At 62.8% G+C, this 26,709-nt stretch carries 31 protein-coding genes and 2 tRNA genes; 15 read left to right on the top strand and 18 right to left on the bottom strand.

All coding sequences use genetic code 11. The features are described 5' to 3' along the window. Positions 1 to 91 precede the first annotated feature (91 nt). The 4 genes from ACN0YJ_RS01630 to ACN0YJ_RS01615 all read left to right on the top strand — a co-directional run bounded on the left by ACN0YJ_RS01630 (position 92) and on the right by ACN0YJ_RS01615 (position 5,387). On the top strand, positions 92 to 2,605 hold the full coding sequence (locus ACN0YJ_RS01630; RefSeq protein ID WP_417495141.1) for a cation:proton antiporter: 2,514 nt from the start codon (positions 92 to 94) through the stop codon (positions 2,603 to 2,605). Positions 2,606 to 3,093: 488 nt separating this feature from the next. Further along, positions 3,094 to 3,753 (top strand): hypothetical protein, encoded by a 660-nt coding sequence (locus ACN0YJ_RS01625; RefSeq protein ID WP_417495140.1) that lies wholly within the window; start codon positions 3,094 to 3,096, stop codon positions 3,751 to 3,753. Then, positions 3,750 to 4,250 (top strand): ImmA/IrrE family metallo-endopeptidase, encoded by a 501-nt coding sequence (locus ACN0YJ_RS01620; protein ID WP_417495139.1) that lies wholly within the window; start codon positions 3,750 to 3,752, stop codon positions 4,248 to 4,250. The genes ACN0YJ_RS01625 and ACN0YJ_RS01620 overlap by 4 nt, the downstream gene beginning before the upstream one ends. Beyond that, complete coding sequence (locus ACN0YJ_RS01615; RefSeq protein ID WP_417495138.1) at positions 4,251 to 5,387, top strand: beta family protein; 1,137 nt, start codon at positions 4,251 to 4,253, stop codon at positions 5,385 to 5,387. Here the strand turns inward: ACN0YJ_RS01615 and ACN0YJ_RS01610 are convergent. The 5 genes from ACN0YJ_RS01610 to tsaD form a co-directional block, all read right to left on the bottom strand. Further along, entirely contained in the window at positions 5,384 to 5,950 is a 567-nt protein-coding gene (locus ACN0YJ_RS01610; protein WP_417495137.1) for a sce7726 family protein, read from the bottom strand. The two genes, ACN0YJ_RS01615 and ACN0YJ_RS01610, sit on opposite strands and share 4 nt — an antisense overlap. Positions 5,951 to 6,184: 234 nt before the next feature. Continuing rightward, on the bottom strand, positions 6,185 to 6,520 hold the full coding sequence (locus tag ACN0YJ_RS01605; RefSeq protein WP_417495136.1) for a Rieske (2Fe-2S) protein: 336 nt from the start codon (positions 6,518 to 6,520) through the stop codon (positions 6,185 to 6,187). Next, entirely contained in the window at positions 6,517 to 6,813 is a 297-nt protein-coding gene (locus ACN0YJ_RS01600) for a YciI family protein (protein ID WP_417495135.1), read from the bottom strand. The genes ACN0YJ_RS01605 and ACN0YJ_RS01600 overlap by 4 nt, the downstream gene beginning before the upstream one ends. Beyond that, positions 6,813 to 7,814 (bottom strand): NAD(P)H-dependent glycerol-3-phosphate dehydrogenase, encoded by a 1,002-nt coding sequence (locus ACN0YJ_RS01595; RefSeq protein ID WP_417495134.1) that lies wholly within the window; start codon positions 7,812 to 7,814, stop codon positions 6,813 to 6,815. Before ACN0YJ_RS01595 ends, ACN0YJ_RS01600 begins: the two co-directional genes overlap by 1 nt. Next, positions 7,811 to 8,902 (bottom strand): tRNA (adenosine(37)-N6)-threonylcarbamoyltransferase complex transferase subunit TsaD, encoded by a 1,092-nt coding sequence (gene tsaD / locus ACN0YJ_RS01590; protein ID WP_417476756.1) that lies wholly within the window; start codon positions 8,900 to 8,902, stop codon positions 7,811 to 7,813. The genes ACN0YJ_RS01595 and tsaD overlap by 4 nt, the downstream gene beginning before the upstream one ends. Before the next feature lie 78 nt (positions 8,903 to 8,980). Here tsaD and hemC point away from each other — a divergent pair, with 78 nt between their 5' ends. From hemC to ACN0YJ_RS01560, 6 genes are all read left to right on the top strand, one after another. Further along, positions 8,981 to 9,946, top strand: a complete 966-nt coding sequence (hemC, locus tag ACN0YJ_RS01585; RefSeq protein ID WP_417495133.1) for a hydroxymethylbilane synthase — start codon at positions 8,981 to 8,983, stop codon at positions 9,944 to 9,946. After that, positions 9,943 to 10,680: a uroporphyrinogen-III synthase gene (locus ACN0YJ_RS01580; RefSeq protein ID WP_417476704.1), complete on the top strand. Its 738-nt coding sequence runs from the start codon at positions 9,943 to 9,945 to the stop codon at positions 10,678 to 10,680. Before hemC ends, ACN0YJ_RS01580 begins: the two co-directional genes overlap by 4 nt. Before the next feature lie 33 nt (positions 10,681 to 10,713). Next, positions 10,714 to 12,033: a hypothetical protein gene (locus ACN0YJ_RS01575; protein WP_417495132.1), complete on the top strand. Its 1,320-nt coding sequence runs from the start codon at positions 10,714 to 10,716 to the stop codon at positions 12,031 to 12,033. Then, the gene (locus ACN0YJ_RS01570; RefSeq protein ID WP_417476702.1) at positions 12,030 to 13,484 is read left to right on the top strand and encodes a heme biosynthesis protein HemY; all 1,455 of its coding nucleotides are present in this window, start codon (positions 12,030 to 12,032) and stop codon (positions 13,482 to 13,484) included. The genes ACN0YJ_RS01575 and ACN0YJ_RS01570 overlap by 4 nt, the downstream gene beginning before the upstream one ends. Then, positions 13,481 to 14,122, top strand: coding sequence for a uridine kinase (udk, locus tag ACN0YJ_RS01565; RefSeq protein WP_417476701.1), 642 nt, complete (start codon positions 13,481 to 13,483; stop codon positions 14,120 to 14,122). Before ACN0YJ_RS01570 ends, udk begins: the two co-directional genes overlap by 4 nt. A 103-nt stretch (positions 14,123 to 14,225) precedes the next feature. Continuing rightward, positions 14,226 to 14,301 (top strand) — tRNA-Thr (locus ACN0YJ_RS01560). A 467-nt stretch (positions 14,302 to 14,768) separates the two neighbouring features. Here ACN0YJ_RS01560 and ACN0YJ_RS01555 read toward each other — a convergent pair. The 6 genes from ACN0YJ_RS01555 to ACN0YJ_RS01530 all read right to left on the bottom strand — a co-directional run bounded on the left by ACN0YJ_RS01555 (position 14,769) and on the right by ACN0YJ_RS01530 (position 18,029). After that, positions 14,769 to 15,077, bottom strand: a complete 309-nt coding sequence (locus ACN0YJ_RS01555; RefSeq protein ID WP_417495131.1) for a DUF1244 domain-containing protein — start codon at positions 15,075 to 15,077, stop codon at positions 14,769 to 14,771. A 61-nt stretch (positions 15,078 to 15,138) separates the two neighbouring features. Further along, the gene (locus tag ACN0YJ_RS01550) at positions 15,139 to 15,930 is read right to left on the bottom strand and encodes a TIGR00266 family protein (protein ID WP_417476697.1); all 792 of its coding nucleotides are present in this window, start codon (positions 15,928 to 15,930) and stop codon (positions 15,139 to 15,141) included. Positions 15,931 to 16,018: 88 nt separating this feature from the next. Further along, on the bottom strand, positions 16,019 to 16,438 hold the full coding sequence (locus ACN0YJ_RS01545; RefSeq protein WP_417476696.1) for a response regulator: 420 nt from the start codon (positions 16,436 to 16,438) through the stop codon (positions 16,019 to 16,021). A 70-nt stretch (positions 16,439 to 16,508) separates the two neighbouring features. After that, positions 16,509 to 17,405: a bifunctional methylenetetrahydrofolate dehydrogenase/methenyltetrahydrofolate cyclohydrolase FolD gene (folD, locus tag ACN0YJ_RS01540; protein ID WP_417495130.1), complete on the bottom strand. Its 897-nt coding sequence runs from the start codon at positions 17,403 to 17,405 to the stop codon at positions 16,509 to 16,511. Further along, on the bottom strand, positions 17,395 to 17,721 hold the full coding sequence (locus ACN0YJ_RS01535) for a DUF167 family protein (protein ID WP_417495129.1): 327 nt from the start codon (positions 17,719 to 17,721) through the stop codon (positions 17,395 to 17,397). Before ACN0YJ_RS01535 ends, folD begins: the two co-directional genes overlap by 11 nt. Continuing rightward, complete coding sequence (locus tag ACN0YJ_RS01530) at positions 17,718 to 18,029, bottom strand: YggT family protein (RefSeq protein ID WP_417495128.1); 312 nt, start codon at positions 18,027 to 18,029, stop codon at positions 17,718 to 17,720. The genes ACN0YJ_RS01535 and ACN0YJ_RS01530 overlap by 4 nt, the downstream gene beginning before the upstream one ends. Positions 18,030 to 18,142: 113 nt before the next feature. Here ACN0YJ_RS01530 and ACN0YJ_RS01525 point away from each other — a divergent pair. Further along, positions 18,143 to 18,218, top strand: a tRNA-Ala gene (locus ACN0YJ_RS01525). Positions 18,219 to 18,383: 165 nt separating this feature from the next. Here ACN0YJ_RS01525 and ACN0YJ_RS01520 read toward each other — a convergent pair. Beyond that, a complete protein-coding gene (locus tag ACN0YJ_RS01520) occupies positions 18,384 to 18,803 on the bottom strand; it encodes a hypothetical protein (RefSeq protein ID WP_417476692.1) in 420 nt (139 codons plus the stop codon). A gap of 281 nt (positions 18,804 to 19,084) precedes the next feature. On the opposite strand from ACN0YJ_RS01520, the gene ACN0YJ_RS01515 reads away from it, so the two are divergent. Further along, on the top strand, positions 19,085 to 19,561 hold the full coding sequence (locus ACN0YJ_RS01515) for a hypothetical protein (RefSeq protein ID WP_417495127.1): 477 nt from the start codon (positions 19,085 to 19,087) through the stop codon (positions 19,559 to 19,561). 55 nt (positions 19,562 to 19,616) lie between these two features. On the opposite strand, the gene ACN0YJ_RS01510 is transcribed toward ACN0YJ_RS01515, so the two are convergent. After that, entirely contained in the window at positions 19,617 to 19,913 is a 297-nt protein-coding gene (locus ACN0YJ_RS01510) for a 4a-hydroxytetrahydrobiopterin dehydratase (protein WP_417476690.1), read from the bottom strand. A gap of 98 nt (positions 19,914 to 20,011) precedes the next feature. On the opposite strand from ACN0YJ_RS01510, the gene ACN0YJ_RS01505 reads away from it, so the two are divergent. Further along, the gene (locus ACN0YJ_RS01505; RefSeq protein ID WP_417476689.1) at positions 20,012 to 20,284 is read left to right on the top strand and encodes a histidine kinase; all 273 of its coding nucleotides are present in this window, start codon (positions 20,012 to 20,014) and stop codon (positions 20,282 to 20,284) included. Here ACN0YJ_RS01505 and bioB read toward each other — a convergent pair whose 3' ends face one another. Then, positions 20,285 to 21,277 carry a biotin synthase BioB gene (gene bioB, locus ACN0YJ_RS01500; RefSeq protein ID WP_417476688.1) on the bottom strand — a complete coding sequence of 331 codons (993 nt, stop codon included), beginning with the start codon at positions 21,275 to 21,277 and terminating at the stop codon, positions 20,285 to 20,287. Between bioB and ACN0YJ_RS01495 the strand changes: the two genes are divergently transcribed. Further along, positions 21,276 to 21,686 carry a VanZ family protein gene (locus tag ACN0YJ_RS01495; RefSeq protein ID WP_417488836.1) on the top strand — a complete coding sequence of 137 codons (411 nt, stop codon included), beginning with the start codon at positions 21,276 to 21,278 and terminating at the stop codon, positions 21,684 to 21,686. The genes bioB and ACN0YJ_RS01495 overlap by 2 nt on opposite strands. 60 nt (positions 21,687 to 21,746) lie before the next feature. Here the strand turns inward: ACN0YJ_RS01495 and ACN0YJ_RS01490 are convergent, their stop codons facing one another. From ACN0YJ_RS01490 to ACN0YJ_RS01475, 4 genes are all read right to left on the bottom strand, one after another. Next, on the bottom strand, positions 21,747 to 23,234 hold the full coding sequence (locus ACN0YJ_RS01490; protein WP_417476686.1) for an alanine/glycine:cation symporter family protein: 1,488 nt from the start codon (positions 23,232 to 23,234) through the stop codon (positions 21,747 to 21,749). Positions 23,235 to 23,328: 94 nt separating this feature from the next. After that, entirely contained in the window at positions 23,329 to 23,877 is a 549-nt protein-coding gene (locus ACN0YJ_RS01485) for a molybdopterin-dependent oxidoreductase (protein ID WP_417495126.1), read from the bottom strand. Between the two features lie 86 nt (positions 23,878 to 23,963). Beyond that, positions 23,964 to 25,034: an NAD-dependent epimerase/dehydratase family protein gene (locus tag ACN0YJ_RS01480; protein ID WP_417495125.1), complete on the bottom strand. Its 1,071-nt coding sequence runs from the start codon at positions 25,032 to 25,034 to the stop codon at positions 23,964 to 23,966. A gap of 4 nt (positions 25,035 to 25,038) precedes the next feature. Next, the gene (locus ACN0YJ_RS01475; RefSeq protein ID WP_417495124.1) at positions 25,039 to 25,614 is read right to left on the bottom strand and encodes a TetR/AcrR family transcriptional regulator; all 576 of its coding nucleotides are present in this window, start codon (positions 25,612 to 25,614) and stop codon (positions 25,039 to 25,041) included. A 186-nt stretch (positions 25,615 to 25,800) separates the two neighbouring features. Here ACN0YJ_RS01475 and ACN0YJ_RS01470 point away from each other — a divergent pair, with 186 nt between their 5' ends. Further along, a complete protein-coding gene (locus ACN0YJ_RS01470) occupies positions 25,801 to 26,610 on the top strand; it encodes a zinc-dependent peptidase (protein ID WP_417495123.1) in 810 nt (269 codons plus the stop codon). Positions 26,611 to 26,709 lie beyond the last annotated feature (99 nt).

The following is a 26,709-nucleotide window of genomic DNA, read 5'->3' as shown; positions in this document are numbered from 1 at the left end:
TTTCAGGGTCCCGGATGCGATTTAGTCCGGTTGGCCCGTTTTTCCGCACCATACCGATTCCACGCGCCTGATTTCCCGGCTATTCAGGCCTATGGACATCGTTCTGATCACCACAGTCATTGCCTCGCTCTTCCTCGTCATCGGCGCGGCTGAGCCGCTGGCAGCGCAGTTGCGCCTGCCCTACACGGTGATCCTCGCCGCGCTGGGTCTGCTGATCGGCTCGGCCGCGCTGTTTTTCCTGCAAACCGAGCTGACCGACGCCCTCAATCCGGTGGCCGAGGCGATCCTGGGCCTGCCGATCCGGTCAAACGTCTTCCTCTACGTTTTCCTGCCGACTCTGCTCTTCCAGGCGACGCTGGGGATGAATCTGCGCCGCATGCTTGACGACTGGGTGCCCATCCTCGTCCTGGCCGTTGTGGCCGTCGTCGTGGCGACGCTGAGCGTCGGCTATGCGCTGGCCTGGGCCAGCGCGCTGCCGCTGGCGGTCTGCCTTCTGGTCGGCGCCATTGTCTCGACCACCGACCCGTCAGCCGTGGTCTCGATCTTCCGCTCGATCTCGGCGCCGCAGCGGCTGGCGCGGATCATTGAGGGCGAGAGCCTGCTCAATGATGCCGCCGCGATTGCCCTGTTTGGCCTCTTCATGGGTTTCGTGATGCTGGAGGGCTCCGATCCCAGCCTCGGCGCCGCACTGGCACGCTTCCCGATCCTGATCGGTGGCGGCGCGCTGACAGGCTGGCTGGGAGGTCGCTTCACCGTCTGGGTCATGTCACTCCTGCCCAAGCATGAGCTGGCACAAATCTCGATTTCGGTGGCGCTGCCCTATCTCGTCTATATCGGCGCGGAACAGAGCATTGGTGCATCCGGTGTCATCGCGGTCGTGGTCGCGGGCCTGACGATGAATCTGACCGGGCCGGGGCAATTGCCGCCGCAGGCCTGGAGCAATCTGCGCGAAGTCTGGGATTTGCTCGCTCACTGGGCGATGGCGCTGATCTTTATCCTCGCGGCACTGTTGATTCCGCGGATTCTTGAAGAGGTCCGCGCCGGCGACTTCCTGCTGATCGGCGTCGTCGTCCTCGCCGCGATCACAGCACGCAGCGTGATCCTGTTCGGACTCCTGCCTTTGCTGACCATCCTGCGTGTTTCGCCGGCCGTCGATGGCCCCTATCGCGCCGCGATCCTGTGGGGCGGTCTGCGCGGCGCCGTCACGCTGGCACTGGCGCTGGCCGTCACCGAGAGCGTCAGCGTCCCGGGCGAGATCAAGCGTGTCGTCGGTATTCTCGCCACAGGCTTCACCCTCTTCACCCTGATCGTACAGGGGGCAACCCTGCGCACGGTGATCGGCTGGCTTGGCCTCGACCGGCTGTCACCGATGGACCAGGCCCTGTCACGCCAGGTCGTCGCAGTCGCGCTGCAAACCGTGCGCGAGGACGTCGCGCGCACCAGCGAGAATTATGAGCTGAGCCATGACATTGTGCGCTCCGAGGCCAAACGTTTCGGCAAACGGCTCGACAAGGCGGTGAAGACGGCTGAGGAGAGCGTCGACATCCTCGACCGCGACCGCGTCACGCTCGGCCTGGTCGCGCTGGCCGGTCATGAGCGTGACACCATCCTGGCGCGGATGCGGGAACGGACAATTTCGGCACGGATGGCCGACCAGGTCCTGTCCGATGCTGACCGCCTGATCGAAGGCGCGCAAACCCAGGGCCGCCGCGGCTATCAGCTCGCGGCCCGCCGCAGCGTCGCCTATGGCCGGGCCTTCCGGGCCGCGGTCTGGCTGCACAGCCGGCTTCACCTGTCCGGTCCGCTGGCGCGCATGACCGCCGACCGTTTCGAATTCCTGCTGTCCCAGCGCCTGATCCTGCGCGATCTCAATGCCTTCATCCGGGGCCGCATCCGGCGGATCCACGGGCGCCAGGTCGCCGACATGCTGCACGATCTGCTCGCGCGCCGCATCGAGGCCGTCGAGACGGCGCTGGAAGGCCTGCGACTGCAATATCCCGGCTATGCCGACCAGCTCGAACGGCGCTTCATCCGGCGCACGGCCTTGCGGCTGGAAGAGCGTGAGTATTCCACAATGCTGGAAGATGGGCTGATCGGTTCGGAGGTCTTCACCGACCTGATGAAAGCACTCGGCAGCCGCCGCGCCGCAGCAGAACAGCGTCCACGCCTGCTGATCGCGCCCCAGCGCGCCGAACTGGTCGCGCAATTCCCGCTCTTCGCCGACCTCGACGAGGTTGCCCTCAAACGCCTCGGCGGTGCCCTGCGCACCCGTTATGCCAATGCCGGCGAGGTGCTCATTCGCAAGACCAGCGTCGTGAAAAGCGTGTTCTTTATCGCCTCCGGCGCCGTCGAACTGCAGAGTGCCGGCCAGAGCTGGCGCCTCGGTGGCGGCGAGATGTTCGGGCAGATGGCCATACTGATGCAAAAGCCGCGGCGCGCCGAAGCCCGCGCCATCGCCCCCTCGACCCTGCTCACCCTCGACGAGGAACGCTTCCGCCAGCTGCTCGATGGCAGCGAAACCCTGCGCATGGCCGTCCGCGCCAGCGCCGAGAAACGCGGCATCGACCCGGGAATCCTCCTGTCGGATGACTCCGGGGACGACTGAGGCAGTCCGGGAGCGATCAGGTGCGGCGTTGGGTGCTACCGGCGGAGACTGTCGAGCTTCGGGTCTGCGGCCTTGACGGTCAGGCGAAGAATCGCCGCCGAAACCGGGACATGATCCTGCTTCAAGGAAGCAGGTGCGTGTCCCGACTTGGTGGGTGAGCTGGCGCAGGAAGTCGGGACAAATACACGGTGACAGGCACTACCTTTCGAAAGCCAACCGCTAGAAACTGAACTTGTTCCCTCGCAACCAGTCATGCGGCGTTGGAATAGGAGCATGTCAACATTTTTTGGGCCTGGATCAGCGGTGAGCGTTTCGATTTTCTCCCTATTTTGGCTGGGGACTGCCGGTTGGTCAGAACTGAGCGTTCATTGTCCTGCGACCCACTTTTTTGTTGCTAGTTGTAGTACCCATTTAGACACCGCTTGCTATTGCGGCTCCCGTCTGCAAAGCATGGCAACGAAAACCTGACGATAAAGATTGGACAACGTATGCGAGAGGAGCAGGGGAGAAATCATCCAATCCTGATTGCGGCAGTGATCGTCCTATCTATGTTTCTGGTGACATCCCTATTTTGGATAATTCTGTATGCACCGTTAGGACACTCTGCCGACGCGGATAGCGCCATATCGCAAACTGACTTTGCTGTTCTCTTTGCGATACTCTTTGGGTCGTCGACAATCATCCTGACCTGCACGACGGTGGGCATCGCGCTCTTAGCATTCTTTGGCTGGCGCGGGATGAAGAAGGCAGCTGTGACCGCCGCGATTACCAAAGCAATTGAGGTAGCGGAAAAGACTGCCCTGCCGGCCGCCAGGGAAGCTGCAGAGTATGCGGCGCATGGGACAGCAATTGATGTCATTAAGGACGAACTGCTCGACGGCGGAGAGTTAAGAAGTCTGTTGGCTACACGCGTTGAGGAAATACAAAGAGAGCTTCTTGGAGAAGCCCCGGACGAACGACTACTTGCTTTGATTGGCCAAGTGTTGGACAGCCGAACTTTATATCCTGGCCAAAGTAGTGCGCCAGAAGTAGCACCCGATCAGGAAACAATTGAGTTTGCCGACGACGAGTACGGCGAACCCCCCTCGTCCATACGCCGCGACCGAAACCAAGATGGCGATGACGGAGATAAGGACTCGGACAAATGATGGAGCACAACATTTGGACACGAGTTTCATCAGCCGAAAAAGTGACGCTAGCGCAGCACCTTACTACGGCCCCAGTGAGCATTGGTTCCATCGCGGAGTCACTGGGCCTCATTCTGCGAGGAGCGACCCTTCCTGCTGGCATATCAGGTGAAATCAGGCGTTTTGAGGACGCTCCGGCAGGGTACATCATCCGGATCAACCGGCACGAGGCCCGGACACGCCAAAGGTTCACCGCTGCGCATGAATTGAGCCACTATCTACTTCACAGACCCCTGATTGGTGACGGCCTCACTGACGATGTGCTGTACAGGTCGGGCCTATCCAACCGCCAGGAGGCGGAAGCGAACCGCCTGGCCGCAGAAATATTGATGCCGCGAAAGTTGATAGAATTCGCTCGCTCGAAGATATCTGACGTGGAAGATAACGAAATGATCGAGGCCCTCGCCCAACAATTTGTAGTATCGCCCGATGCAATGCGAATTCGGCTGGATCAATAAATGCCCTTTCCCGTGGACGTAAAATATGTACCCACACTAACGCTGCGCCCCGCAGAGATGCGAGGCTTGCGCGAACTTCCCCAGACCAGCAAGAACATGATCGCGCCGCATATTTTGCTACGACCATGGACGACTGCGCAGTATCTACAATCCGCTCTAAACGTCATAGTAGACCTAAAATGCAGCAATATAATCATTGACTTTGACGAAAATTTCTCCCTCGCGAAATCTACGGGCGAACGGCCGATATTGGGCGAGCTCAGGGAGCTGTTTAACGAAGCTAACGGATATGAGGCCTGGATAAAATTCACCCTGGAAAACGGCTTCATACCGTGCGTTCTGGCTGGCTCGGATTCGGATCAAGTCCAACGGCAAATCGAAGCTTTCTCTGCGGCAAAGGTATTCACATTTCTCCGGTTCAGCCCGCAGGGTGGCAGCGGCCGCCAGGCCCGCCAAATTGCCGCGATCAAGGCCGCCGCACAAATATTTGATGGTGACCAGCTGGGGGTGATTATTGATTTTGGCCAACAGGCCATTGGTTGGGACCAAGAATCAATGCTGGCTTTTTCGGCAACAAAGCTTGTTCTCTCACTCGGCCCAATATCTTTGATTGTGATCTCTGCAACGACGTTTCCAGACTCGTTTGAGGGACGTCGCCACCAGACGATATTTGAACGAACCTTGTTTTCAAAACTCGCCATTCCGGGCAACGACACAAGACTTGTGTATGGTGACCGGGGCAGTGCCCGTGCAAAACGCCAAGCCTCTGGCGGCGGCGCTCCGCTGCCCAGAATTGATTTGCCCGTAGAAAACGCTTGGTACTTTTTCCGGGAACGCCCCGCGGTCGCAGTTGACCCGGTCACTGGAAACGAAGTGGACGTAGGCATTAGTGAGCGGAAGGTCGCACGGGCAACGGCCTATAGGCAGGCCTCGAGAAGGGCCATGAAAAGCGAGCACTGGGGAACGGCCCCCAAGGTTTGGGGAACCCAGATGATCCAAGACACGGCCGCAGGACAAGGCGCAATCGGCTCGCCCGCGTACGCAACCGCTGCGAGGATCAACATTCATCTCTTCACTCAGGCGCACTACGGATTGCCGGGTGGGAACACTGGAGATGAACCTTGGCAAGAATTCTAATCCTGATGTGCGCGTTGACGCAACAGCCGGACATTTTCGATACGCTTTTTAATTTCTTCAATAATTGAATTTGAGTTGGTGTTTTTCAACAACTCGATCGTGTTCTCTTCTGAATAGCGCCGCGATACATTATGCACCCTTGATAATAGACTGGCTATTTGCTCGTCATTTAAAAGTGGTGCATACTTATATGCATCAGAGCTTCTCACCATTTTACCGCGCCGACGCAATTTTAACCGGTTGCTTTTGTATTGAATCAATACATCGCAATTATCTGGCAAATTCATTAATTCTAATTTCTTCTCATGCTTTTCAGATATACAAAGCACCAACTTGTCGAAGTGCGCGGAATAATATTTCGTTTGATCCTCAAGTTTCCTGAGACTGTCAAACTCTGTCTTCACTTCAATTGCGATAACTGAGCGATCGCAGAGAACAATCGCATCTGCGCGGCACCGACCGCGGAGAAAGCGGAATTCGCGGACAATTGAAAATGAGCCAGAGTCACGCATACGCGCCCTAATGCTTGATGCAGCAGCCTGGACCAGTTGCTCTTCGTTCAAGGGAAATCCTGCTTCGGTAAAATCGCTCGGGTATTTGCTTTATGGTACACCGCATAGCGTGTTTCAAAGCGCATTTTCAAAGCTCACACCCATGAGGGGCGCTAAAATCCAAAATGACCCTATCGCAAGTGGCTGCAGTAGAACGAAACATCACACCCGTTTTGCCGCAGAAGCCGGAAAGCCCCGGCTTTCGGGCCGCGACACCAAGACAATCTCTGAACTGTCGCGCCATCGTTACACCACCCGGATCTCCGGCCCCACAACCTCAACCTCAACTCCCGTCAGCCCATAACCCGCCGCCGGTCCCCCCACACACATCCCGTCCGTCGCCGCAAAGCTCGCGCCGTGCACCGGGCAGACGATGAAGGCGCCCTCGTGCAGCATTACCTTGCCACCGGGCAGGTTGAGCGGGCGTTGGGCGTGGGGGCAGGTGTTGAGGAAGGCGGTGATGGTCTGGCCGCGGCGGACCAGGATGACGGCGCCATCATTCCAGCTCGAGGCGCGGGCACCGGGGTCGGGCAGATCCTCGAGACGGCCGAGCACGGTTCCGGACTTAGGCAGGCTGCTCATGGCGCCAGATCGGCAGGCGGGTTGAACACCCATTTGTAGGGTGCGGCCTCGACCGATTGGAACAGGCCGGCGAGGGCATAGGGGTCTTGCGCCAGCCAGGCATCGAGCGCGGCGCCGCTCTCCATCTCCACGATCAGGAGCGAGCCGGCCGGCTTGTCGTCACTGCCGAGCCAGGGGCCGGCGGCCTTGATGGCGGGGCCGGCCGCCGTGAGCCAGTCGAGATGGGCCGGACGGTTGGCCATGCGGATATCGAGCGCGCCGGGCTTGTCGGTGGCGTGGACCATGAAGAGCATCAGGCGGATTCCAGCGTGAAGGGGCGGGCGAGCAGGGCTTCGATGGCGCCTTCAACGCTGGTGCGGCCGGCGAGGATATCGTCCACGGCTTCACAGATCGGCATCTCGACGCCGTGTCGTTTCGCCAGCGCAACGACCGCCGGCGCGCTGGCCACGCCTTCGGTGACCGAGCGGCGACTGCCGAGAATATCGTCCAGATGCACCCCGCGCCCCAGCGCCAGGCCGCAGGACATATTGCGCGATTGCGGCGAGGAACAGGTCAGAACCAGATCGCCCAGCCCGCACAGGCCCGCCAGGGTTTCGCGCTTGGCGCCCAGCGCCAGGGCCAGCCGGGTCATCTCGGCAAAGCCGCGCGCGATCAGCGCCGCATGGGCCGATTTGCCCAGCCCGCGTCCCTCGACAATGCCGCAGCCGATCGCCAGCACATTCTTCACCGCGCCGCCGATTTCCGCGCCGATCAGATCGGTCGCCAGATAGGGCCGGAAGCGCGGCGTGCCGAGCGCCTCGATCAGGGCGGTGCCGATCGCCTCATCCTTGCAGGCCAGGGTCACCGCCGTTGGCAGGCCCTGGGCGGTGTCGATGGCAAAGCTCGGGCCCGAGAGCACGGCCGGGATGGCCGAGGGAATGGTTTCGCTCAGCACCTGGGTCATCATTGACAGGCTCGATTGCTCAATCCCCTTGGCACACAGGATGATCGGCAGGCCGCGCCGGGCGAAGGGGGCGAATGTCTCCAGCGTGCCGCGCAAATGCTGCGCCGGGGCGACCGCCAGAACGGCATCGCAGACATCGAGATCGGCCATCGCCGTGACGGCCGCGATATTCGGCTCCAGCGCCACACCGGGCAGGAAGATGCTGTTCTCGTGCGTGTTGTTGATCACATCGGCAACGTCCTGCTCGAAGGACCAGATCAATACGTCACGACCGGCCTTCGCCGCCGTCTGTGCCAGCGCCGTGCCCCAGGCCCCGGCCCCGATTACCCCGATGGTTTGAAAATCTGTCACGCCTTGGGTCCTTTTCGTCCCGAACCGATCACCGGGTCCAATCTGGCCGAGACCGCGTCCAAAGGCCAGCGCGCCCGCGCCGGGGCATCGAGGCCGTCAATTTCGCCCCGGAGCAAATGTTCCAGCCCGGCCAGCGCAATCATCGCCGCATTGTCGGTGCACCAGCGCATCGGCGGTGCGATCAGGCGGAAGCCTTCCTCGCGCGCTGCCGTTTCGAGCATTTTTCGCACCGTCTGATTGGCCGCGACCCCGCCGGCGACGACAAAGGGTAATGGAGCGGTAGTCTGCGGCAGGCTGGCAGCAAACTCGCGCATGGCCCGCCGTGACCTTGTGGCAAGGGTATGGGCAATCGCCGTTTGTACTGATGCAGCAAGGTCGGCGCGGTCCTGATCGCCCGGATTGTCGAACCCGTCCCAGATCTGACGCGCCGCGGTTTTCAGCCCGGCGAAGGAAAAATCGCAACCGGGGCGGCCCTTTAGCGGGTTGGGCAGGTCAAAGCGTTTCGCATTGCCCGCGGCGGCACAGCGTTCCAGCGCCGGCCCCCCGGGAAAACCCAGTCCCATCACCTTCGCGGTCTTGTCAAACGCCTCGCCGGCGGCATCATCCAGGGTCGATCCCAGACGCCGGTAAACCCCGAAATCTTCTACACAAATCAATTGCGTATGCCCGCCAGAGACGAGCAGGAGCAGATAGGGGAAGTCGAGATTCTCGCTCAAACGCGGCGACAGCGCATGCCCTTCAAGATGATTGACTGCAATCAACGGCTTGCCCGATCCCAGCGCCAGTCCCTTCGCCGTCATCAGGGCCGCCATCACCCCGCCGATAAGTCCCGGTCCTGAGGTCGCGGCAATGCCGTCAATCTCGGCCAGAGTCAGCCCCGCTTCCTGCAAGGCCTGCCCGGCCAGCCCTGACATGGCTTCCGCATGCGCCCGCGCGGCGATCTCCGGCACCACACCGCCAAATGGCGCATGGGCTTCGGTCTGACCGAGGATAAGGTCGGACAACACCGTGATCTCGCCTGTGGCCGATCGGCGCAGTACGGCGGCGGCCGTCTCGTCACAGCTCGATTCAAGCCCGAGCACGGTCAGTGTGCCGTCTTGCGCTATGGGGGATGGCGGGGCTAAGTCCATGTCTGTTCGATAACCTCACTGCCGGGATCCCGCAACGTGCCGCTACCGTCCAAACCCATGCCCATCGCCACCCGGCGCTCCCCCCTCGCTCTTGTCCAGGCCCGCGACGTCCAGGCGCGACTGGCCCGGCTGCACGGTGTCGAGGACGAAATGCGCGAGACCGTCTTCCCGATCCTCGGCCTGCTGAGTACCGGTGACCAGATCCAGGACCGCGCCCTGATCGAGGCCGGCGGCAAAGGCCTGTTCACCAAGGAAATCGACGAGGCCCTGCTGGAGCGCAGCGCCGCTTTCGCCGTTCACTCGATGAAGGATGTCCAGACCGAATTGCCCGAAGGGATTGAACTTGGAGCGATTCTCGAGCGTGAAGATGCCCGCGACATGCTGCTGGCCCGCGGCGGCGAAACCCGGCTCGCGGATCTGCCGCAGGGTGTGGTGATCGGCACAGCCAGCCTGCGCCGCCAGGCCCAGGCGCTGTATCAGCGGCCCGACCTTTCGGTGGTGGTGCTGCGCGGCAATGTCGACACCCGGCTGGGCCGGCTCGCCTCCGGTGAAATCTATGCCACATTCCTCGCCCGCGCCGGCCTCAACCGGCTTGGCCGCAAGGAAGCGGAAGCCGAACCGCTGGCCCTGTCTGAAATGCTCCCCGCCGCAGCCCAGGGTGCGGTCGGCGTGGCGATTCGCAGCGATGATGACCGCGCCCGCGAACTGTTAATGCCGCTCAACCACCGCGAAACCGAACTCTCCACCCTGGCCGAGCGCGCCTTCCTGGCAAGGCTTGACGGATCCTGCCGCACCCCGATCGCGGCGCATGTGCATATCGAATCAATGGACTTCACCGGCGAAGTTTTGACTCCTGATGGCCAGGTCCGTTGGCGGGAACAGATGCGATTCGATATGAAAACAGCCACCAGAACCAGCGCCATCGCCGCCGGGCAATCCCTGGGTCAGGCGGTCAGGGACGCGGCCGGCGATCAACTCGCCGCCGCGCTTGTCAACGCATGACGGTATTGGTCACACGCGGCTGGCCAGGTGCCAAACGCACCGCCACAGAGCTGCGGGCTCGCGGTATTGACCCGATTATTGCGCCCGTACTCGACATTAATTTTCGCGCCCGGATCGAGGTTGACCTGACCGAGGTCCAGGCCTTGATTTTCACCAGCGGCAATGGTGTGCGTGCCTGGGGCCCGAGACGCCCGGAGCGCGACCTGCCGGTCTACACAGTCGGCGACAGCACGGCCGCCGATGCGCGCAAGGCCGGATTTCGAAAAGTCGTGTCGGCCAATGGCGATGTGCATGATCTGGCGGCGCTGATCAAACGCAAGGTCAAGCCGCAAAACGGTAGCCTGGTGCATGTCCGCGGCATCCATGTCGCCGGTGATCTGGCCGGTGAGCTGAAGGCCGACGGTTATCAGGTGCGCGACGTGATCGGTTATGGCGCTGTGGCCGTCGACGCCCTGCGCGAGGATGCCATCGCAGCGATCCTGTGCGGCGCGCCCGTCGCGGTCCTGATCCATTCGGCACGCGGCGCCAAGACCTTCCTCGACCTGGTGCGAAAATTCGGATTGCAGGCCTGGCTGAAATCGGTGACCGCCTATGGCATCAGCGCCAATGCCTTGAAGCCACTGGAAAATGCCGGCTTCGCTGCGCTGGTCGCAGCGGCACATCCGAGCGAGGACGCCCTGCTCGACCTGCTGGTTCATCCCATGGAACTGGCGCCGCTCGGCGACGCATCATAAGGTGCGAGAAACCTAGCTGAATCGCGTATTGAGATGGCCGATCCCAAGCAAAACCCCGATCCCGAACCGGTTGATGCCGAGTTCGAACCCGCCCGCGACCTGCCCGACCCGGAGGGCGAACGCTCCGGACGCAAGGGCGTCGGCGGTGCCACCGTGGCCGTGCTCTTCCTGATCGCCACCCTGGCAGGCGGCGGCCTCGGCTTTGCCGGCGCGCGCTATTGGCCCGCCACCAGCACCAGCGATACAGGCGCTGCCAGCGAACGGGCAGCCCTGACGCAATCGATCACCACGCTGGAAAGCCGTCTGGCCGCGATGGCGGCTGAGCCGAGCCCGGCGCAGTCACTGGAAACGGCCCTGGGGCAAGCTGTCACTGCGGTCAATTCGCGGCTCGACGCCCTCGAAGGCGCGCCGGCGCAGGCGGGTCCGGACCTGACCGCCATCGAGGCACGGCTGATGACGCTGGAAAGCGCCGCGCCAACGGATGATACGAACGCGCCCGATATAGCGGCGCTGGACGCGATCAACGCCCGCCTCGAGACCGCCGAACGCGATCTGGCCGATCTCGGCCTGCTGCTGCAACAGGCGAGCGAAGCTTCGGCCGATCAGGGCACTGTCGATCCGCTCCTGCTGCAAAACCTCTCCGATCGCCTCGCCGCACTGGAATCCGCGCAAGACGCTGCCGCCAGCCCTGCCGAACCCGTCACCGATCCACAAACCGCCATTCTCGCTGCCCGGATCGAACAGCTTGAGAGCGGGCTGAACGAAACCCGCGCCCTGGCGGAAACAGCCCGCGCGGCAGCCGATGCCGCAGCGGACAGCGCCGCGACCCGGCCATCATCCGATACCGGCCAGGCCTCGCGCCAGCTGGCGGCGCGCGCCCTGGCGCTCAGCGCCCTGCGCGACATTGCCGGCACCCATGAGGGTTTCGAGGCTGAACGCGCGGCCCTGGCCCAGCTCTGGCGCGGCAATGCCGATCTCGCGGCCATGGCCAGCTATGCCCGCGCCGGCGTGCCAACCCTGGACGACCTCACCACTGACTATCCAGGCGATGCCATTCGTGACGCGGCCGGGCCGGGACGGATATTCTTCGGCCTGATCGAAGTGCGCCAGGCCAATCCGGGCAGCGCCGATACCGGCGCGATGGCGATCACGGCGCTGGCGGAAAACCGTCTCGCCCTGCGCGATCTGGACGGCGCCGTCGCGCTGACCGAACGGCTGGATGCGACCTCATTGCCGGCAGCGCAGGACTGGCTGATCGGTGCCCAGGCCCGCCTCGATCTCGACCGCCGGCTGATCTCACTGCGCCAGGCCCTGACCGAAGCGGCTGCGGCCCAGGGAGAGGATCCGTCATGATCCGTCTGATTATTGTCGTCATCATTGTTATCCTGACGACCGCGCTGGGTGCTTTCCTGGCGCTCAATCCCGGCCATGCCAGTTTTGAATTCCTCGGGACGCAGATGGAGATGCCCTTCGTCGTCGCCGCCGGGGCGTTGATCCTGTTCTCCTTTCTGATGCTGGTGTTGTGGTGGGGGATCTACATGTTGTGGACCTCCCCGGACAAGGTGAAGACCTTCCTGTCGCGCCGCCGCCGCGAACAGGGCTATGATGCGCTCGAGCGCGCCCTGATTGCCTCCGCCGCCGGCGATGGCGAAGCGGCTGTGCGCCAGGCCGCGCGCGCCGATGCCCTGCTCGACCGTCCCGCCCTGTCGCGCCTGCTCGCCGCCCGCGCCGCCGAGGCCGCCGGTCACCCCGAGCGCGCCGAAACCCAGTATGAGGCCCTGCTCGAGGATCCGCGCACCCGCGTCGTGGCCCGCCGTGGCCTGACCCAGCTGGCGCATGATCGCGGCGACCTGGAAGCCACCGCCGAACATGCCGCGGACGCCTTTGACAAGGCCAAGGGCGCCCGCTGGGCCTTCGATGCCCTGTTCGAGGCACAAGTCGCCCAGGGTCGCTGGGATGCCGCCGTGGAAACGCTCGGCGAGGGCGACCGGCGCAAACATATCGCCCCGGACATTTCCAAACGCCGCCGCGCCGTATTGCTGACAGCCTCGGCCCTGGCCAGCGAAACCAGCGATTCCGATCATGCCCGCGACCTCGCCGAAGCGGCCTGCCGGGCTGCGCCGGGTTTCGCACCCGCAGCCAGCCTCGCCTCACGCCTGCTGAATGGGGCGCGCAAATACAAGAAAGCGTCCGACGTGCTCGAAGCCAGCTGGACCCTGTCGCCACACCCTGCGATCGCCCGCGCCTATCGCGATCTGCGCAAGTCCGACACGAAGGCGAAACGCCTCGACCGGCTCAAGGCTCTGGCGGCGCTGCAACCAGAGCACCGCGAGAGCAAGCTGGTGCTGATCGATGTCGCGCTGGAAGATAGTGACGCCGCGACGGCACGCACCCTGATTACCCCCCTGATCGCCGAGGGACCGCCGAGCTCGCGCCTGTGTGCGCTGGCGGCACGGCTGGCCCGGCTGGAGGGCGAGGACGAACAGGCACGCCGCTGGATGGCCCGCGCCGCCCACGCCTCGACCGAGGCCGACTGGTCGGACATGGATCCGGATGGCCACGCCTTCCCCTATACCGCCGACGACTGGAAGCGGATGGTCTATATCTATGGCGATGAAGGCCGGCTGATCCATCCACGCTATGAGCGCTATGAACGCAATGCCGAGGCCGTGCCCGAGACGGCCTTGCTGGAGGCGCCGCCCAAGCGCAGCCCCGCCAAGCCGGCCGCCTTTTTCGAGGCGCCGCGCCCGCCCGATGATCCGGGCGTTGATGATGATGACGAGGATTCGGAGCGCGCGCGATGAGCCGGAGGCCCTTCCTCCTGGCCGTCGTCGGCGGATCGGCCTCAGGCAAGACCCGCCTGGCGCACGCCCTCGCCGATCATTTCGCCAGCCATGATGCCTGTGTCATTCCCGAGGACGATTATTATGTCGATGCGGGCCATCAGCCCGGTTTTGTCGCCTCGGATTTCAATTTCGACGAGCCCGCCGCCAAGGATCATGCCCTGCTGGCCAGCCATCTCGCCGCCCTGCGCGCAGGCCAGCCCGTCGAGGCCCCGCAATATGACTTCACCACCCATTGCCGACGGAGCCAGACGGTCGAGCGCACGCCGGCTGGCGTGATGATCGTCGAAGGCCTGCACCTGCTTGCGAGCCCGGAGCTGGCGGCGCAATTCGACCTGACCATTTTCGTCGACGCCTGCGACACGACCCGGCTGGCCCGCCGCATCCAGCGCGATGTCGCCGAGCGCGGCCGCAGCGAAGACTTCGTCAAACAGCAATTCGACGACATCGTGCGGCCAATGCACGCGCTGCATGTCGAGCCCCAGCGCGCGGCTGCCGATCTCGTCGTGGAGAATATGGGTGCGCCCGATTTCGAAGCGCTGGCCAGGCCGGTCGTCGACCGGATCGGCTTGCAGGAAGCGGCCCTGCACAAGGTCTGATGCCGGCCTGACCCCGCCACTGCACAGGGGCTTGCCCGCTTGCCCGTTCAAAGCTAGTTTCCGCCGCCTCTCGCCAGATAACTGGCCGGGAGCCCACGGGTAAGCCGCATTAGCTCAGCTGGTAGAGCAACGCATTCGTAATGCGTAGGTCAGGTGTTCGAGTCACCTATGCGGCACCACCCTTCGCCCTGCGGGCTTCGGGTGGCAAGCCACCCGCAGCGCGCATACGAGCGCAGCGAGTGGGCGAAGAGGTGCCGTCCGAAGCCTTGGCGTAGGAGGGCTGCGACGGCCGCTCATCAGGGCGTCCGGCCACGCCCCCGGACCGCCGCCTTATCCACGCCCGTCCCGACGCGCCTATAATCCGGCAAACCCGCTCTTTGACATTGTCGGTCCAATATGAGTTTCGCGCCTTGAGGCGGGCGCGCGCACCGCTTCGTCAGTGGCAGGCGGGGTGACAGGGTGACAGGTTCAGTGACAGGGCAGGAATCGGAAAAATACTGCCTGAACAAAACAATAGCGATCCAGTGACAGACTGGCAGAATGCCGGTTCCGGCCCCGGACAGTGATTGGCCCCACTCTCACCGCCGCGGAATTATCACCCGCTTGGGGCGTAGAATATGCGGTGTCGCGCGTTTCAGAACAGCCCTCAGTGCTTGTGCCGCGCCTCAAGCGCCGCCAGCTGTTCCGGCGTCGCGGCCGTTTGAAAATCGCGCTTCCAGTCGGCATAGGCCATGCCGTAAATTCGTTCGCGGGCCGCTTCGGGGGCAAGCGCCACGCCTTGCTCCTTCGCGGCAGCGTCATACCATTTGCCCAGGCAGTTTCGGCAGAAGTCTGCCAGGATCATCAGATCGATATTCTGGACGTCCTTGTGTGCATCAAGATGCGCCAGCAGGCGGCGGAATGTGGCGGCGTCGAGCGCATCCTGTTGCGCGCCTGGCAAGTCTTCGTGCTTCATTGTCCTGCTTTCGTACTGCGAAGGACCGGCCTCGCAAGGCCGCGCCCGAAACGGCGATTGCTCAATTGCCGCGAATGATACTGCCAAGCGGTCCCAGCACCGAGCCCTCGCCCTGACCGGAGCCGGTGACGGGCAGATTGGCCATGATGCGTCCGGCCAGGCGTGAGAAGGGCATGGATTGCATCCAGACCTTGCCCGGCCCTTTGAGCTTGGCGAAGAAGACGCCTTCACCGCCGAAAATCATCGATTTGATATTGCCGGCCCGCTCGATCTCGAATTCGACCGTCTTGGTATAGGCTACAACACAGCCGGTATCGATGTGGATTTCCTCGCCGGCCGCCAGCTCGCGCTGGACCAGGGTGCCGCCGGCATGGATGAAGCACCAGCCATCGCCCTCGAGGCGCTGCATGATGAAGCCTTCACCGCCGAACAGGCCGGTCATGATTTTTCGCTGCAGGGCAATGCCGATCGAGACGCCCTTGGCGGCGACCAGAAAACTGTCTTTCTGGCAAATCAGCTCGCCATCAACATCCGGCAGGTGAACCGCGATGATCGTGCCGGGAAAGGGTGCCGCGAAGGCCGCATGCGCCTTGCCCTGCCCCTGATGGGTGAAGGCCGTCATGAACAGGCTCTCGCCGGTCAGCAGGCGCTTGCCCGCGCCGGCCAGTGCGCCCATGAAACCCTTATTCTTCTGGGAGCCATCGCCGAACACCGACTCCATCGCAATACCGGTCGACTTGTACATCATGGCACCGGCTTCCGCGACGACGGTCTCGCCCGGATCCAGTTCGATTTCCACGAATTGAATGTCTTCGCCGCAAATCTTGTAGTCAATTTCGTGTGCGCTGCTCATCTCGATCCTCGCCGTGTTGAGCGGCGATTATAGGACCGGTCGCGGCAGGATTGTAAGACGCGCGGGGCGTTTTCTGCGCCGGTCGCGTTCAGATGCTGAGGAAATCTTCCGTCGCCACCGCATTGCGGATCACCTGGGCGATATTGACCGACTTGCGGCCGCGCTCGACCTTGAAGCTGGCATTCTTGTCGAGACTGGCGATTCCCTCGCCAAGATGCTCGCGGTCAACCGCCATGGAGCCCGACAGCACCAGCAGCGGCGTCGCACCGGCGGACGTGCGGGCCACCTCAAGTGTCTCGGTGGGGTGCACGGAATCGGGCAGGCGCAGATCGAGCAGGATCAAGTCGAACCCGCCAGCCTGCATACGCAATTTGGCCTCACGCAAGGTCCGCACGACCTCAAAGGAAATATCAAAATCACCAGCTTCACAGACAGCCTGCTGCACGAGCATCGCGTCCGCGAAATCATCTTCTACGTGCAGAACATGCAATGCCTGATTGGCCATCATGAAACTCCCTTCCGCCGAGTATCGCCGAGTGGCGTTATTGAACCGTTTAAAAAACCAGAAAGAGGCAAGATTAAAGACCGGCCGGTTTTTCAAGCCCGGCCCGCGCAGCGGCGGCCAGCACTGTATTGCGCAATAACATGGCAATCGTCATGGGTCCGATTCCGCCGGGCACCGGCGTAATCCAGCCGGCATGGCCGACCGCTTCATCAAACGCGACATCGCCCACCAGGCGGGTGCGGCCCTCGCCACGCTCGGGGGCATCGACCCGGTTGATGCCGACATCGAGCACGCAAGCGCCCGGCTTGATCCAGTCACCGCGCACCATTTGCGGCCGGCCCACCGCGGCGACCACAATATCAGCGGTCCGGGTGAGCGCCGGAAGATCATGCGTGCGCGAATGGGCGATGGTGACGGTGGCATTCTGTTCGAGAAAGAGGAGGGCTGCGGGCTTTCCGACCAGGATGGAGCGGCCGATCACGACCACTGATTTGCCCGACAATGAGCCCATCGCGCGCTCGGCCAGCAAGACGCAACCAGCGGGCGTGCACGGGCGCAATCCGGGCTTGCCCAGAAGCAGGCGTCCGGCGCTGACCTCGGTCAGTCCGTCGACATCCTTGTCCGGATCGATGGCGCTGATGACGGCGCTGGAATCGATATGATCCGGCAAGGGCATTTGCACGAGAATGCCGTCGACCGCCGCATCGCTGTTAAGACCGCGGACGATCTCGACCACTTCGGCCTGGCTGACATCAGCCGGACGGCGAATCTCGATCGAGGTCATCCCCGCCGCTTCGGTACGCTTCACCTTGGAGCGGACATAGACATCGCTGGCCGGATCGTCGCCGATGAGCACCACAGCCAAACAGGGCGCACGGCCCAGGGCCTTCGACAATTCCGCGCCGGCCTGGCCAGCCCGGGCATCGATGTCTGCCGCGACAGCTTTGCCGTCGATCAGCTCAGCACCCATCTTCAACTCCCCCCAATCGGTCGGTGACGCGCGACCGGTCCTTGGCATCTGCCGTCACCCGAACCGTTTTCAGCCGCGAGGTCGTGCCGCGGATCACCTCGATATCGCGCTTCGGCAGACCAAGAAACTGCGACAAAACCGCTATCAATGCCTTGTTGGCTTTCCCCTTCTCGGGCACCGCCCTGACGCGAACGCCCAAATGGCAAAGCCCGTCGGCCGTCTCGGCCACGCCCTCCACGGCGTCCCGGGACGCATTGGGGGTGAGGCGAATGCGCAAGGTCAGGCCCGACTCATCCTCAATCCAGGCTGGGCTCAAAGCACTCGCATCAGCATCGGAACGAGATAACCCTGCGCGAAGGAAATCAGCAGCAAGAGCACGACCGGGGAGAAATCCATCCCGCCCAGATTGGGCAGAATGCTCCGGATCGGCCCGAGCAGAGGCTCGGTAATACTATTGGTCAAACGCCAGACCATACCCACAAACTGATTGTGTGGATTGACGACGTTGAAACTGATCAGCCAGCTCAGGATGACCCCCACAATGACGATGATCCACAACAGCCCGAGGATCGGATTGAGGAAATACACCACCAGGGCCTGACCAAATGAGAGTTCGAGCGGCATAGCAAAATCCTGAGCGACAAAAGATGATTGGCTATGTAACCGCGTCGCTTCCTCGCGTCCAGAAGCCAGTGCTTGACACTGCCGATCCGCGCTCGTACTTGCCTCCTCGACACGGGGCCGTAGCTCAGTTGGGAGAGCGCGTCGTTCGCAATGACGAGGTCAGCGGTTCGATCCCGCTCGGCTCCACCATCCTTCGCTCGCTGCGCGAGCTTCGGCCAGGCAGGCCCAACGCTCTTCCGGGCGAAGGATGTCCCGCCGCAGCCTTGGCGAAGGCGGACACCCCCGTATCCAAATACTCCACCTGGCTTGGCGCTCGCTGCGCGAGCTTCGGCCAGGCATGCGTAACGGCAAGACCTAGGCGCCCGCCAGATCGGGCAGGGCCTGGCTGATGCGGGCCACCGAGCTGATGACGCGGCGCCAGGCCAGCTCATCGGCGGGTCGCTCCATGGCGCCGACCACATTGGAGAAGCTGCGCGCACGGTCCGACATGCCGGCTTCGCGTGAGAGTGCGATTACCGGCAATTGACGAAACCGCCGGTCTTCCTGCATCCGTTCCAATAGCCAGACACCGTCGTGCGGGCCGGCCAATTGCCCCAGAAGAATGCAGGCCGGCCGCCGGCCGCCCGGCGCAATGGCCCAGCATTGCATCATCTCCCATGCCAGCTGTGTCGAGCGGGCGTGCTCAAGCTGGACATCGAGCGAAAACCGCTTGAAGGCGGCCTTGATCGCGGCGGAATCTGCCTCATGATCTTCAACCAGCAGGATGCGCTTCATGGGCCTTGCACTCCATCCGGCAGGCCCTCGGGGCCGCGATTCGTCAAGCCTCCCACGCGAGCGGGGCTGTCGGCGGGCCGTCGCTCCGCGCCCCAAGGGTTCGCGCAACAGGCTCGAGCCACACAGCAACATAAAACATCCTGCCCTGCCCATGACGGCGATCACGGGGCGCGCAAAATATTGAATAGTTTCGGGCCTCTTTTTTCGGCAAGCGGGACTCGCCGGCACCGATGAGCCATGCGCGAACCCTTCTTTTACCGGTCTTGCGCTAGGGTGCAGGCATGAAACATTCAACCGCACTTCCGATACGATCCGTGCTGACCTTCGGCCTGGCACTCGGCCTGATGCTGGCCCCCGGCGAGATGGCGCTTGCGAAAAGTGGCGGCGGCGGGGGTGGTGATGCCGCGCCGGCCGAGGACAGCCGGCATCGCAGCCTGACGTCGTCGGACACTTACCTGCCCTTGCCGCCCCTGATGGCAACGGTACAGGCCAATTATCGCGCCCGCGGCAATCTTCAGATCGAGGCAGGGCTCGACGTGGAGGACGCCCGTCTTCGCCGCCAGATCGAGCAGGCCATGCCCCGGTTACGCAATGCGTATGTCACGGCGTTGAGCGTCTATACCGGCGTCAATTACCGCTATGGCGCCGTGCCCGATGCGGACCGGATCGCGCAGCTCTTGCAAGACGCTACCAATATGACGCTGGGCACGGATGAGGCCCGCGTGCTGATCGGCATGGTCATCGTCAATTCCGATTGAGGCGTCTCAATCATTGAACATGCCGCCAGCACGGGGGCACACCCGGGATTTGCGATCAACCGGCGATCGAATCCATGAAACGCGCCAGTTCCAGGTCGAGCGTCGTGACGCCGCCGGCATCATGAGTGGTCAAGGTCACATCGACCCGGTTCCAGACATTGAACCATTCGGGATGGTGATTCATCACCTCGGCGCGGATCGCCACACGGGCCATGAAGCCCCAGGCTTCGTTGAAATCGGCGAAGCGGTAGGATTTGTGGATCGCATCCTTGCCCTCGGCGGGCGCCCAGCCTTCCAGCTGCGCTGCTGCTGCGGCGGCGCCTACACTCTGGCCCGTGGTCGGTGTCGTCATTGCCTGGCTCCATCAATTGGCGGCGCAATCGCGCGTGAGGCGAAATTTAACTCTCTTGCGAGCATATTACCGGTCAAACCGATGCATGGAGCAAGGGCATGACCCATTTTCTGGTATCCGAGGACAATCCTGACGGGCGAAAACTGGAGGATATCCTGATTGAGCTGCGCGCTGACATCCTGACGCGCTGCACCAAGATCTCCAGCGATCTGCGACCTGAAGCGCTGGAAGTGATGGCCAACAACATGGCCATCCTCCAGCATGTGTCCGATGCGATCGAACTGGCCATGGACTCCACCGCCCTGCTCGACCGCGCCTTCGGGCCTTCGCAGACGATGAAGGGCGGCCCGCCACGCATTGGCGAAGGCTGATTACTCCGCTGCCGGCAAGGTCGAGGCCTGCAAACCGAGCGCCTTGAACATCGCCATGTCATCATGCTGGTCCGGATTGGGCGTGGTCAGCAATTCCTCGCCGACAAAGATTGAATTGGCCCCGGCCAGAAAACAGAGCGCGTGCAGTTCGCGGCTCATTTCCTCACGCCCGGCCGAGAGCCGCACGAAGGATTTCGGCATCATGATGCGAGCCGTCGCGATGGTGCGCACGAAATCGATGCCGTCGAGCGGTTTGCTGTCACCCAGCGGCGTGCCCGGCACAGCGACCAGGTGATTGATCGGCACGCTTTCCGGCTGCGGCGACATGATCGCCAGCTCGGTCAGAAGGCCGATGCGCGCATCCTCGCTCTCGCCCATGCCGACAATGCCGCCGGTGCAGACATGAATGCCGGCGCCGCGGACCTGGGCCAGCGTGTCGAGCCGGTCCTGATAGGTCCGCGTCGAGATCACACGGCCGTAATCTTCCGGCGCCGTATCGAGATTGTGATTATAATAATCCAGCCCCGCATCGCGCAGTTTCTCGGCCTGGCCATCATCAAGCATGCCGAGCGTGACGCAGGTCTCCATGCCCATCGCCTTGACGCCGGAGATCATGGCGCAAACTTTCTCCTCGTCGCGCGGCTTCAGCGAGCGCCAGGCAGCGCCCATGCAGAAACGCGTCGCGCCACCGGCCTTGGCCCGTTCGGCGGCGACCAGCACCTCGTCGAGCGGCATCAGCTTGGACGCGCTCAGGCCGGTGTCGAAATGCGCCGACTGGCTGCAATAACCACAATCCTCGGCGCAACCGCCCGTCTTGATCGACAGGAGTTGACTGGTCTGGACCTGGTTGGCGGCATGGCACCGTCTGTGCACAGACTGGGCTGCGAAGACCAGGTCGTTGAACGGGGCGCGGTAGATTTCCGCAGCTTCCGCACGCGTCCAGTCAGAACGGGCTTGCAAGAGGCGGTCGATATCATTGAGTAATGTGGTCATGGATCATCAGTCCCGAAATAATTCCGGCGACCCTAGAAACAGTGAAGCCGCGCGTCCAGATGCGGGACTGCGCTGGGCCGGCCGTGTGCTGTTTGTGACCACAGGATTGCTGATCACGGATCTCGCGCTGCAACCGGGCCTGCCAACGCCGCCCGAACTGTTTGGCCCTGACAAGATTGAACATTTTCTGGCCTTCTTCGTGCTCACCATGCTGGCCCGCATGGGGTGGCCCCGGCGCGGCTGGATCACGGCGATCATGCTGTTGTCATACGGTATCGGCATTGAACTGGTGCAGGGGGCGACCATTTTCGGCCGCACAGCCTCGGCCGCCGACGTTGCCGCCGACCTGATCGGTATCGGCCTCGGCCTGGTGTTCGCCAACCTGTTCCGGCAGCGCGTACCGGCCTGACAATGGCGCATGAAAAAGGCCCCGCCAAAGCGGGGCCCTCTCACAATCAGAAGTCCAGGCCTATTCGGCGGCGGACCCGGCCTCTGTCTTGGCCGCTTCCAGCTTGGCGAAATACTCCTGGGTCATCTTGAAGACCAAGGGAGACAGAGCCAGCAGCGCGATGAGGTTCGGTGCCGCCATCAGACCGGTCAGTGTATCGGTCGTCAGCCAGATGGTGTTCATCAGCTCGGTGATGTTATCGCCTGCATAGAGCAGCATGGTCGCGGCCATGATCATCGCGATCCACAACCAGCGGAATGGCGTGACGATTTTCTCGCCAAACAGGTATTCCGCACAACGCTCGCCATAATAGGACCAGCCCAGGATGGTGGTGAAGGCGAACAGGGCCAGCGCCGCGGCCACAAAGTGCTGCCCGAAGCCCGGCAGGGCCGAGGCAAAGGCGTCACTGGTGATACGGGCACCGGTCTCGCAGATCTCCGGCGAACTTCCGCCGAGCGCGAACAGGCCGGCATCGCATTCAGCCGGGATCACGCCCGAGGTCAGGATGGCCAGACCGGTAATCGTGCAGACCATGATCGTATCGATGAAGGTACCGAGCATGGCGATAATGCCCTGGTCGACCGGATCATTATTCTGCGCCGCCGCGTGGGCGATAGGCGCCGAGCCCTGGCCCGCTTCGTTGGAGAAGATACCGCGGGCCACGCCGCGCTGCATCGCCAGCATGATCAGGGCGCCAGAGAAGCCGCCCGCCGCCGCGCCAAAGCCAAAGGCGTTGGAGAAGATGCGGATGAAAGCGTCAGGAATGCCGGTATAGTTCAGCGCCACGACGACCAGGCCAACCCCGATATAGGTGATCGCCATGGCCGGGACGATCTTCTCGGCAACACTGGCAATCCGCTTGATCCCGCCCAGAATGACCAGACCAGCCAGAATGGCAATCGCCGCCCCGGTCATCCAGTATTCAATGCCATAGGTGTCACCAATGGTGCGAACCACCTCAACGGTCTGGATCGCATTTCCGGTGCCCAGACCGGCCATGACCCCGAACAGTGCGAACAGGCCGCCAAGCCAGACGAAGCCTTTGCCCATGCCGTTCTTGATGTAATACATCGGCCCGCCAACGCGGCGGCCATCAGCGTCAACCTCGCGGAACTTCACCGCCAGCACGCCTTCGGAATACTTGGTGGCCATGCCGACCAGCGCCGTCATCCACATCCAGAACAGGGCGCCCGGCCCGCCAATGGCGATGGCCACGGCGACGCCGGCGATATTGCCGGTGCCGATGGTCGAGGACAATGCGGTCATCAGGGCGCCGAACGGGGTGACATCCCCTTCGCCTTCGGATTTGCGCCCCTTCATCAGCTCGCCAAAGGCGAAACCGATCTTGCGCAGCGGCATGAAGCGCAGGCCCACGGTCAGATAGATACCGGTCCCCAGCAGCAGGATCAGCATGGGCGGACCCCACACCATGCCATTTACGAAGTCCACATACCCCGTGACGACATCAAGCGTCGTCGCTGCGTCAGCAGCCCCAGTCACATCTTGCATAATCTTCCCCGATTTCTGCTTGCGCGCACATTAGGCAGGAGTGGGGCGGATTGGAACAGGTTTTGTAAGACGCGGGGTAGGAGCACCCTGCGGATCAATCCGCCGCAGCCGTGACGACCTCAACCGCGAACACGCCCCAGAGCCAGTCATCATCCGGCATGCCGTCCAGGGCAGGGTCCGAGCCACGCGGCCAGACCAGCATAGCCGGTCCGTAACCGCCAACCCCCAGCGGCTGGCCATCCATCCGCAAGGCAAGGATGACGTCATGATCGACGATGCGAGCGAGGCTGATCTCTCGCTGATAGCCATCAAGCGCCGTGACGACAAGCGTGTCGCCGCGCGGGTCAGCGATATCGATCACATCTCGCAAGAGTGGCCCCGAAAAGCGCCGGACCGGCCCGCCCGCCGGGAAATCGGACGCGATCGAGTGCTGCTCGATAGCGTTCAGACTGGTCCAGTTGAACAGGCTGGCGGCTTCGAACTCCATGCCAAAAGCGCCAAAGAGCGGTTCAGTGACAGGATCGACCGGGCCGCGATCAACAGTGCCGATCTCGCCATAGATCGTCAGGATATTGCCACTGGCCTCATCGCTGCCCGGGGTCGGCCCCTGGCAGGCCGCGAGCCCGGTGAGAAGTGCAACCAAAGCCAATATCCGGCGCATCGCCCACTCTCCATCGCACGGTGAAACGGCAGTCTAGGCCGGCCGTCAGCCGGCGCAAGTGACCGCGCTTAGGCCTTGTTCGGGACAAGCCGGCCGGCGTCGATCAATTGCTGGAACAGCTCGACCACGGAATCTGCCATCGGCCGGTATTCAATGGCGAGCTCGCGCACGCTCTTGGAATGATCGGCGTGGAAGTCGATATCGACGCTTTCGGACACGCGTTTACGGGTCAGGGCCGAATTGATGATCGGTCCAAACAGCCAGACCATCCATTTCGGCATGCGCTTGCCGGATATCTTGAACTGGTCGCCATAATGCGCCCGCAGCGCCGCCGCCATCTCCGGAAAGCCGGAATCATGGGCCGACAGGATATAGCGCCCGCTCGCCTCCGGCGTGAAGCCAGCCTTGATATGGGCCGCCGCGACCTCTCGGACATCGACCATGCCGATGCGGAAATTGGGCACGCCATTGGCCATGGCACCGGTCCCGAACTGCATCATGATGGCATAGCTCTCGCCCGTCGTTTCCGGATTGATGCCCGGCCCGAGGATGAAGGACGGGTTGATCGCAATCAGGTCCCAGCGATCCTGGGCGCCGGCGATGGCCCAACCCTCCTTTTCTGCCATAGTCTTGGAATAGGCGTAGGGCTCATTGGTCAGGCTTGATGTGGTATTCCATTCGGCCTCGGTGAGCATTTTCTTCGGCATGTCCGCGATATCGGCATTGGTGCCATAGATCGCGGCGCAGCTCGATGTCATCACCACGCGCTTGACCGTCGCCGTCGCATTGGCGGCATTGAGCACATTGCGCACCCCATTGACGGCAGGATCGACCAGTTCGGTCTGCGGATCCGTGACATTCAGGGTGAAGGGCGAGGCGGTGTGGATCACCAGTTCGCAGCCGGCCATGGGCGCCTCGAACGAGGCGGCATCCATCAGATCGGCCTTGAAATAGCGGATCTGGCCCGGCGTGCCGGCGGCGATGGCATTGAGATATTTGAGCCCATCCGCATTGTCGGGATTGCGCACGGTGGCGTGGACGGTATGGCCCGCCTCGAGCAATTGCCTGACGATGACGCCGGCGAGATAGCCGGTCGCGCCGGTGACCATGATCGGCGCCTGCGGATTGATTTGTGTCATGGGGTCAGTCTCCTGTCGGGGCGACGGCAATGCCGCGCCAGAAAATCTCGAATGATGTGTGCGCCGTGTCGGCGGCCATGGCGTCTGGATGGTTCACCAGGAACTCGATGGCGGCGCCGATCTGGGCCTCGGCGAGGGCCTTGAGCAGGGCCGGCTCGATCGGGTGGAGCTCTCCGCGCGCCATCGCCTCGCCGATCAGCTCCAGCGTCGCGCCGAACATGTCGATTCCGTGGGCGCGCGCACCGTCGCCGATCTCGTCGGAGAGCTTCAATTGCCCCAGCAGGGCGTAGCGGTCCAGATGCGCCCGCGCCCAGTCAATCGCGCCGTGCCAATAGCCGGCCAAACGGTCATGCACGCTGCCAGATGCTGGCGCCGCAGCCTGCAAATGCGTTGCCCAGGACTGTTTCAGGCTCAGATAAACCGCTTCGACCAGCGCCGCCTTGGACGGGAAATAATTGAACAATGTCCCATTGGCGACACCGGCCTCGCGGGCAATCAATGCCGTCGGCGTGTCCCAGAATCCGCGCTCGTGAAACAGGCGGATGGCGGTCTCGATCAGCGTGGCGCGTTTGTCGATCATGCGGTGAATTTAGACCTGACTGACTGATCAGTCAATCTCGTTCTGGCGCGAGCCGAGGCGGTCAGGCGAACTCCGGCCGGCCCGTCGCCCCCGCCGGCGGCACTCACGCGGCCTGGCTATGCGCATTGCGCTGCGCCGCACAGCATTCTGCTTTGCCGGTCCGGCCAACCGTCGTAGCAAGGCTGTATGTGGATAGTCCTCCTGATCTTGTTCCTCGGCGCCGGCACCCTTGTGGCGCGTCACTGGTCGGCGCAGCGTCTGCGGAAGGCGCTTCTGGCGTCGGAGTTGCCGGCTGATCAGCGCGCGATCGTCCTGGACTCGGTGCCGCTCCTTCGGAAACTTCCCGATGCCTTGCGCCAGACCCTGGACGGCAAGATCGCGCTCTTCCTGCACCAGATCGAGTTTATCGGTTGCGACGGGGTTGAGGTGACCGAGGAGATGAGGCTGTCGATTGCGGCGCAGGCCTGCCTGCTCGTCGTCAACACCGGGAACTGGTACGTCAATCTCCGCACGGTGCTTATCTATCCCGGCGCCTTCAAGTCGCGGCGGGCCGAGCACAATGGCTATGTCGTGACGGAACGCGAGACGGTGCGCACAGGAGAAAGCTGGGCCCGCGGCCCGGTCGTGCTCTCCTGGGCTGATGCCCGGCAGGGCGCCCTGGACGATATGGATGGCCACAATGTCGTCTTCCATGAATTCGCCCACCAGCTCGACGACCTGTCAGGCCATACGGACGGCGTGCCCGTTCTCGACAAGAAGCAGAGCTTTGCCGAATGGGAACGCGTCTTCGTGACGGCGTTCAAGGCGCACAGCGGCAAGGTTGAAAGCGGCCATCCAGCGGTGTTTGACGCCTATGGTGCCACCGGACCGGAGGAATTCTTCGCGGTCGCCGTCGAGACCTTCTTCGAACGTCCCGCTGATCTGCAACGCGAGGCAGGGGACGTATACCGGCAACTGGAGCGCCTCTTCCGTCTCGATCCCTCAAGCTGGACCTGACCACCGGACTGTCAGAGGTCGGCCAGCGCTCGCCGCGTGGTCGGTGCAGGGCCCTGATTCATTTGAGTCACAGCCAGTGATATGGCAGGCGGCAAACAA

The organism is Maricaulis sp., assembly GCF_048270095.1.
Classification (GTDB): domain Bacteria; phylum Pseudomonadota; class Alphaproteobacteria; order Caulobacterales; family Maricaulaceae; genus Maricaulis.
This window is presented reverse-complemented; position numbering and strand designations above follow the sequence as displayed.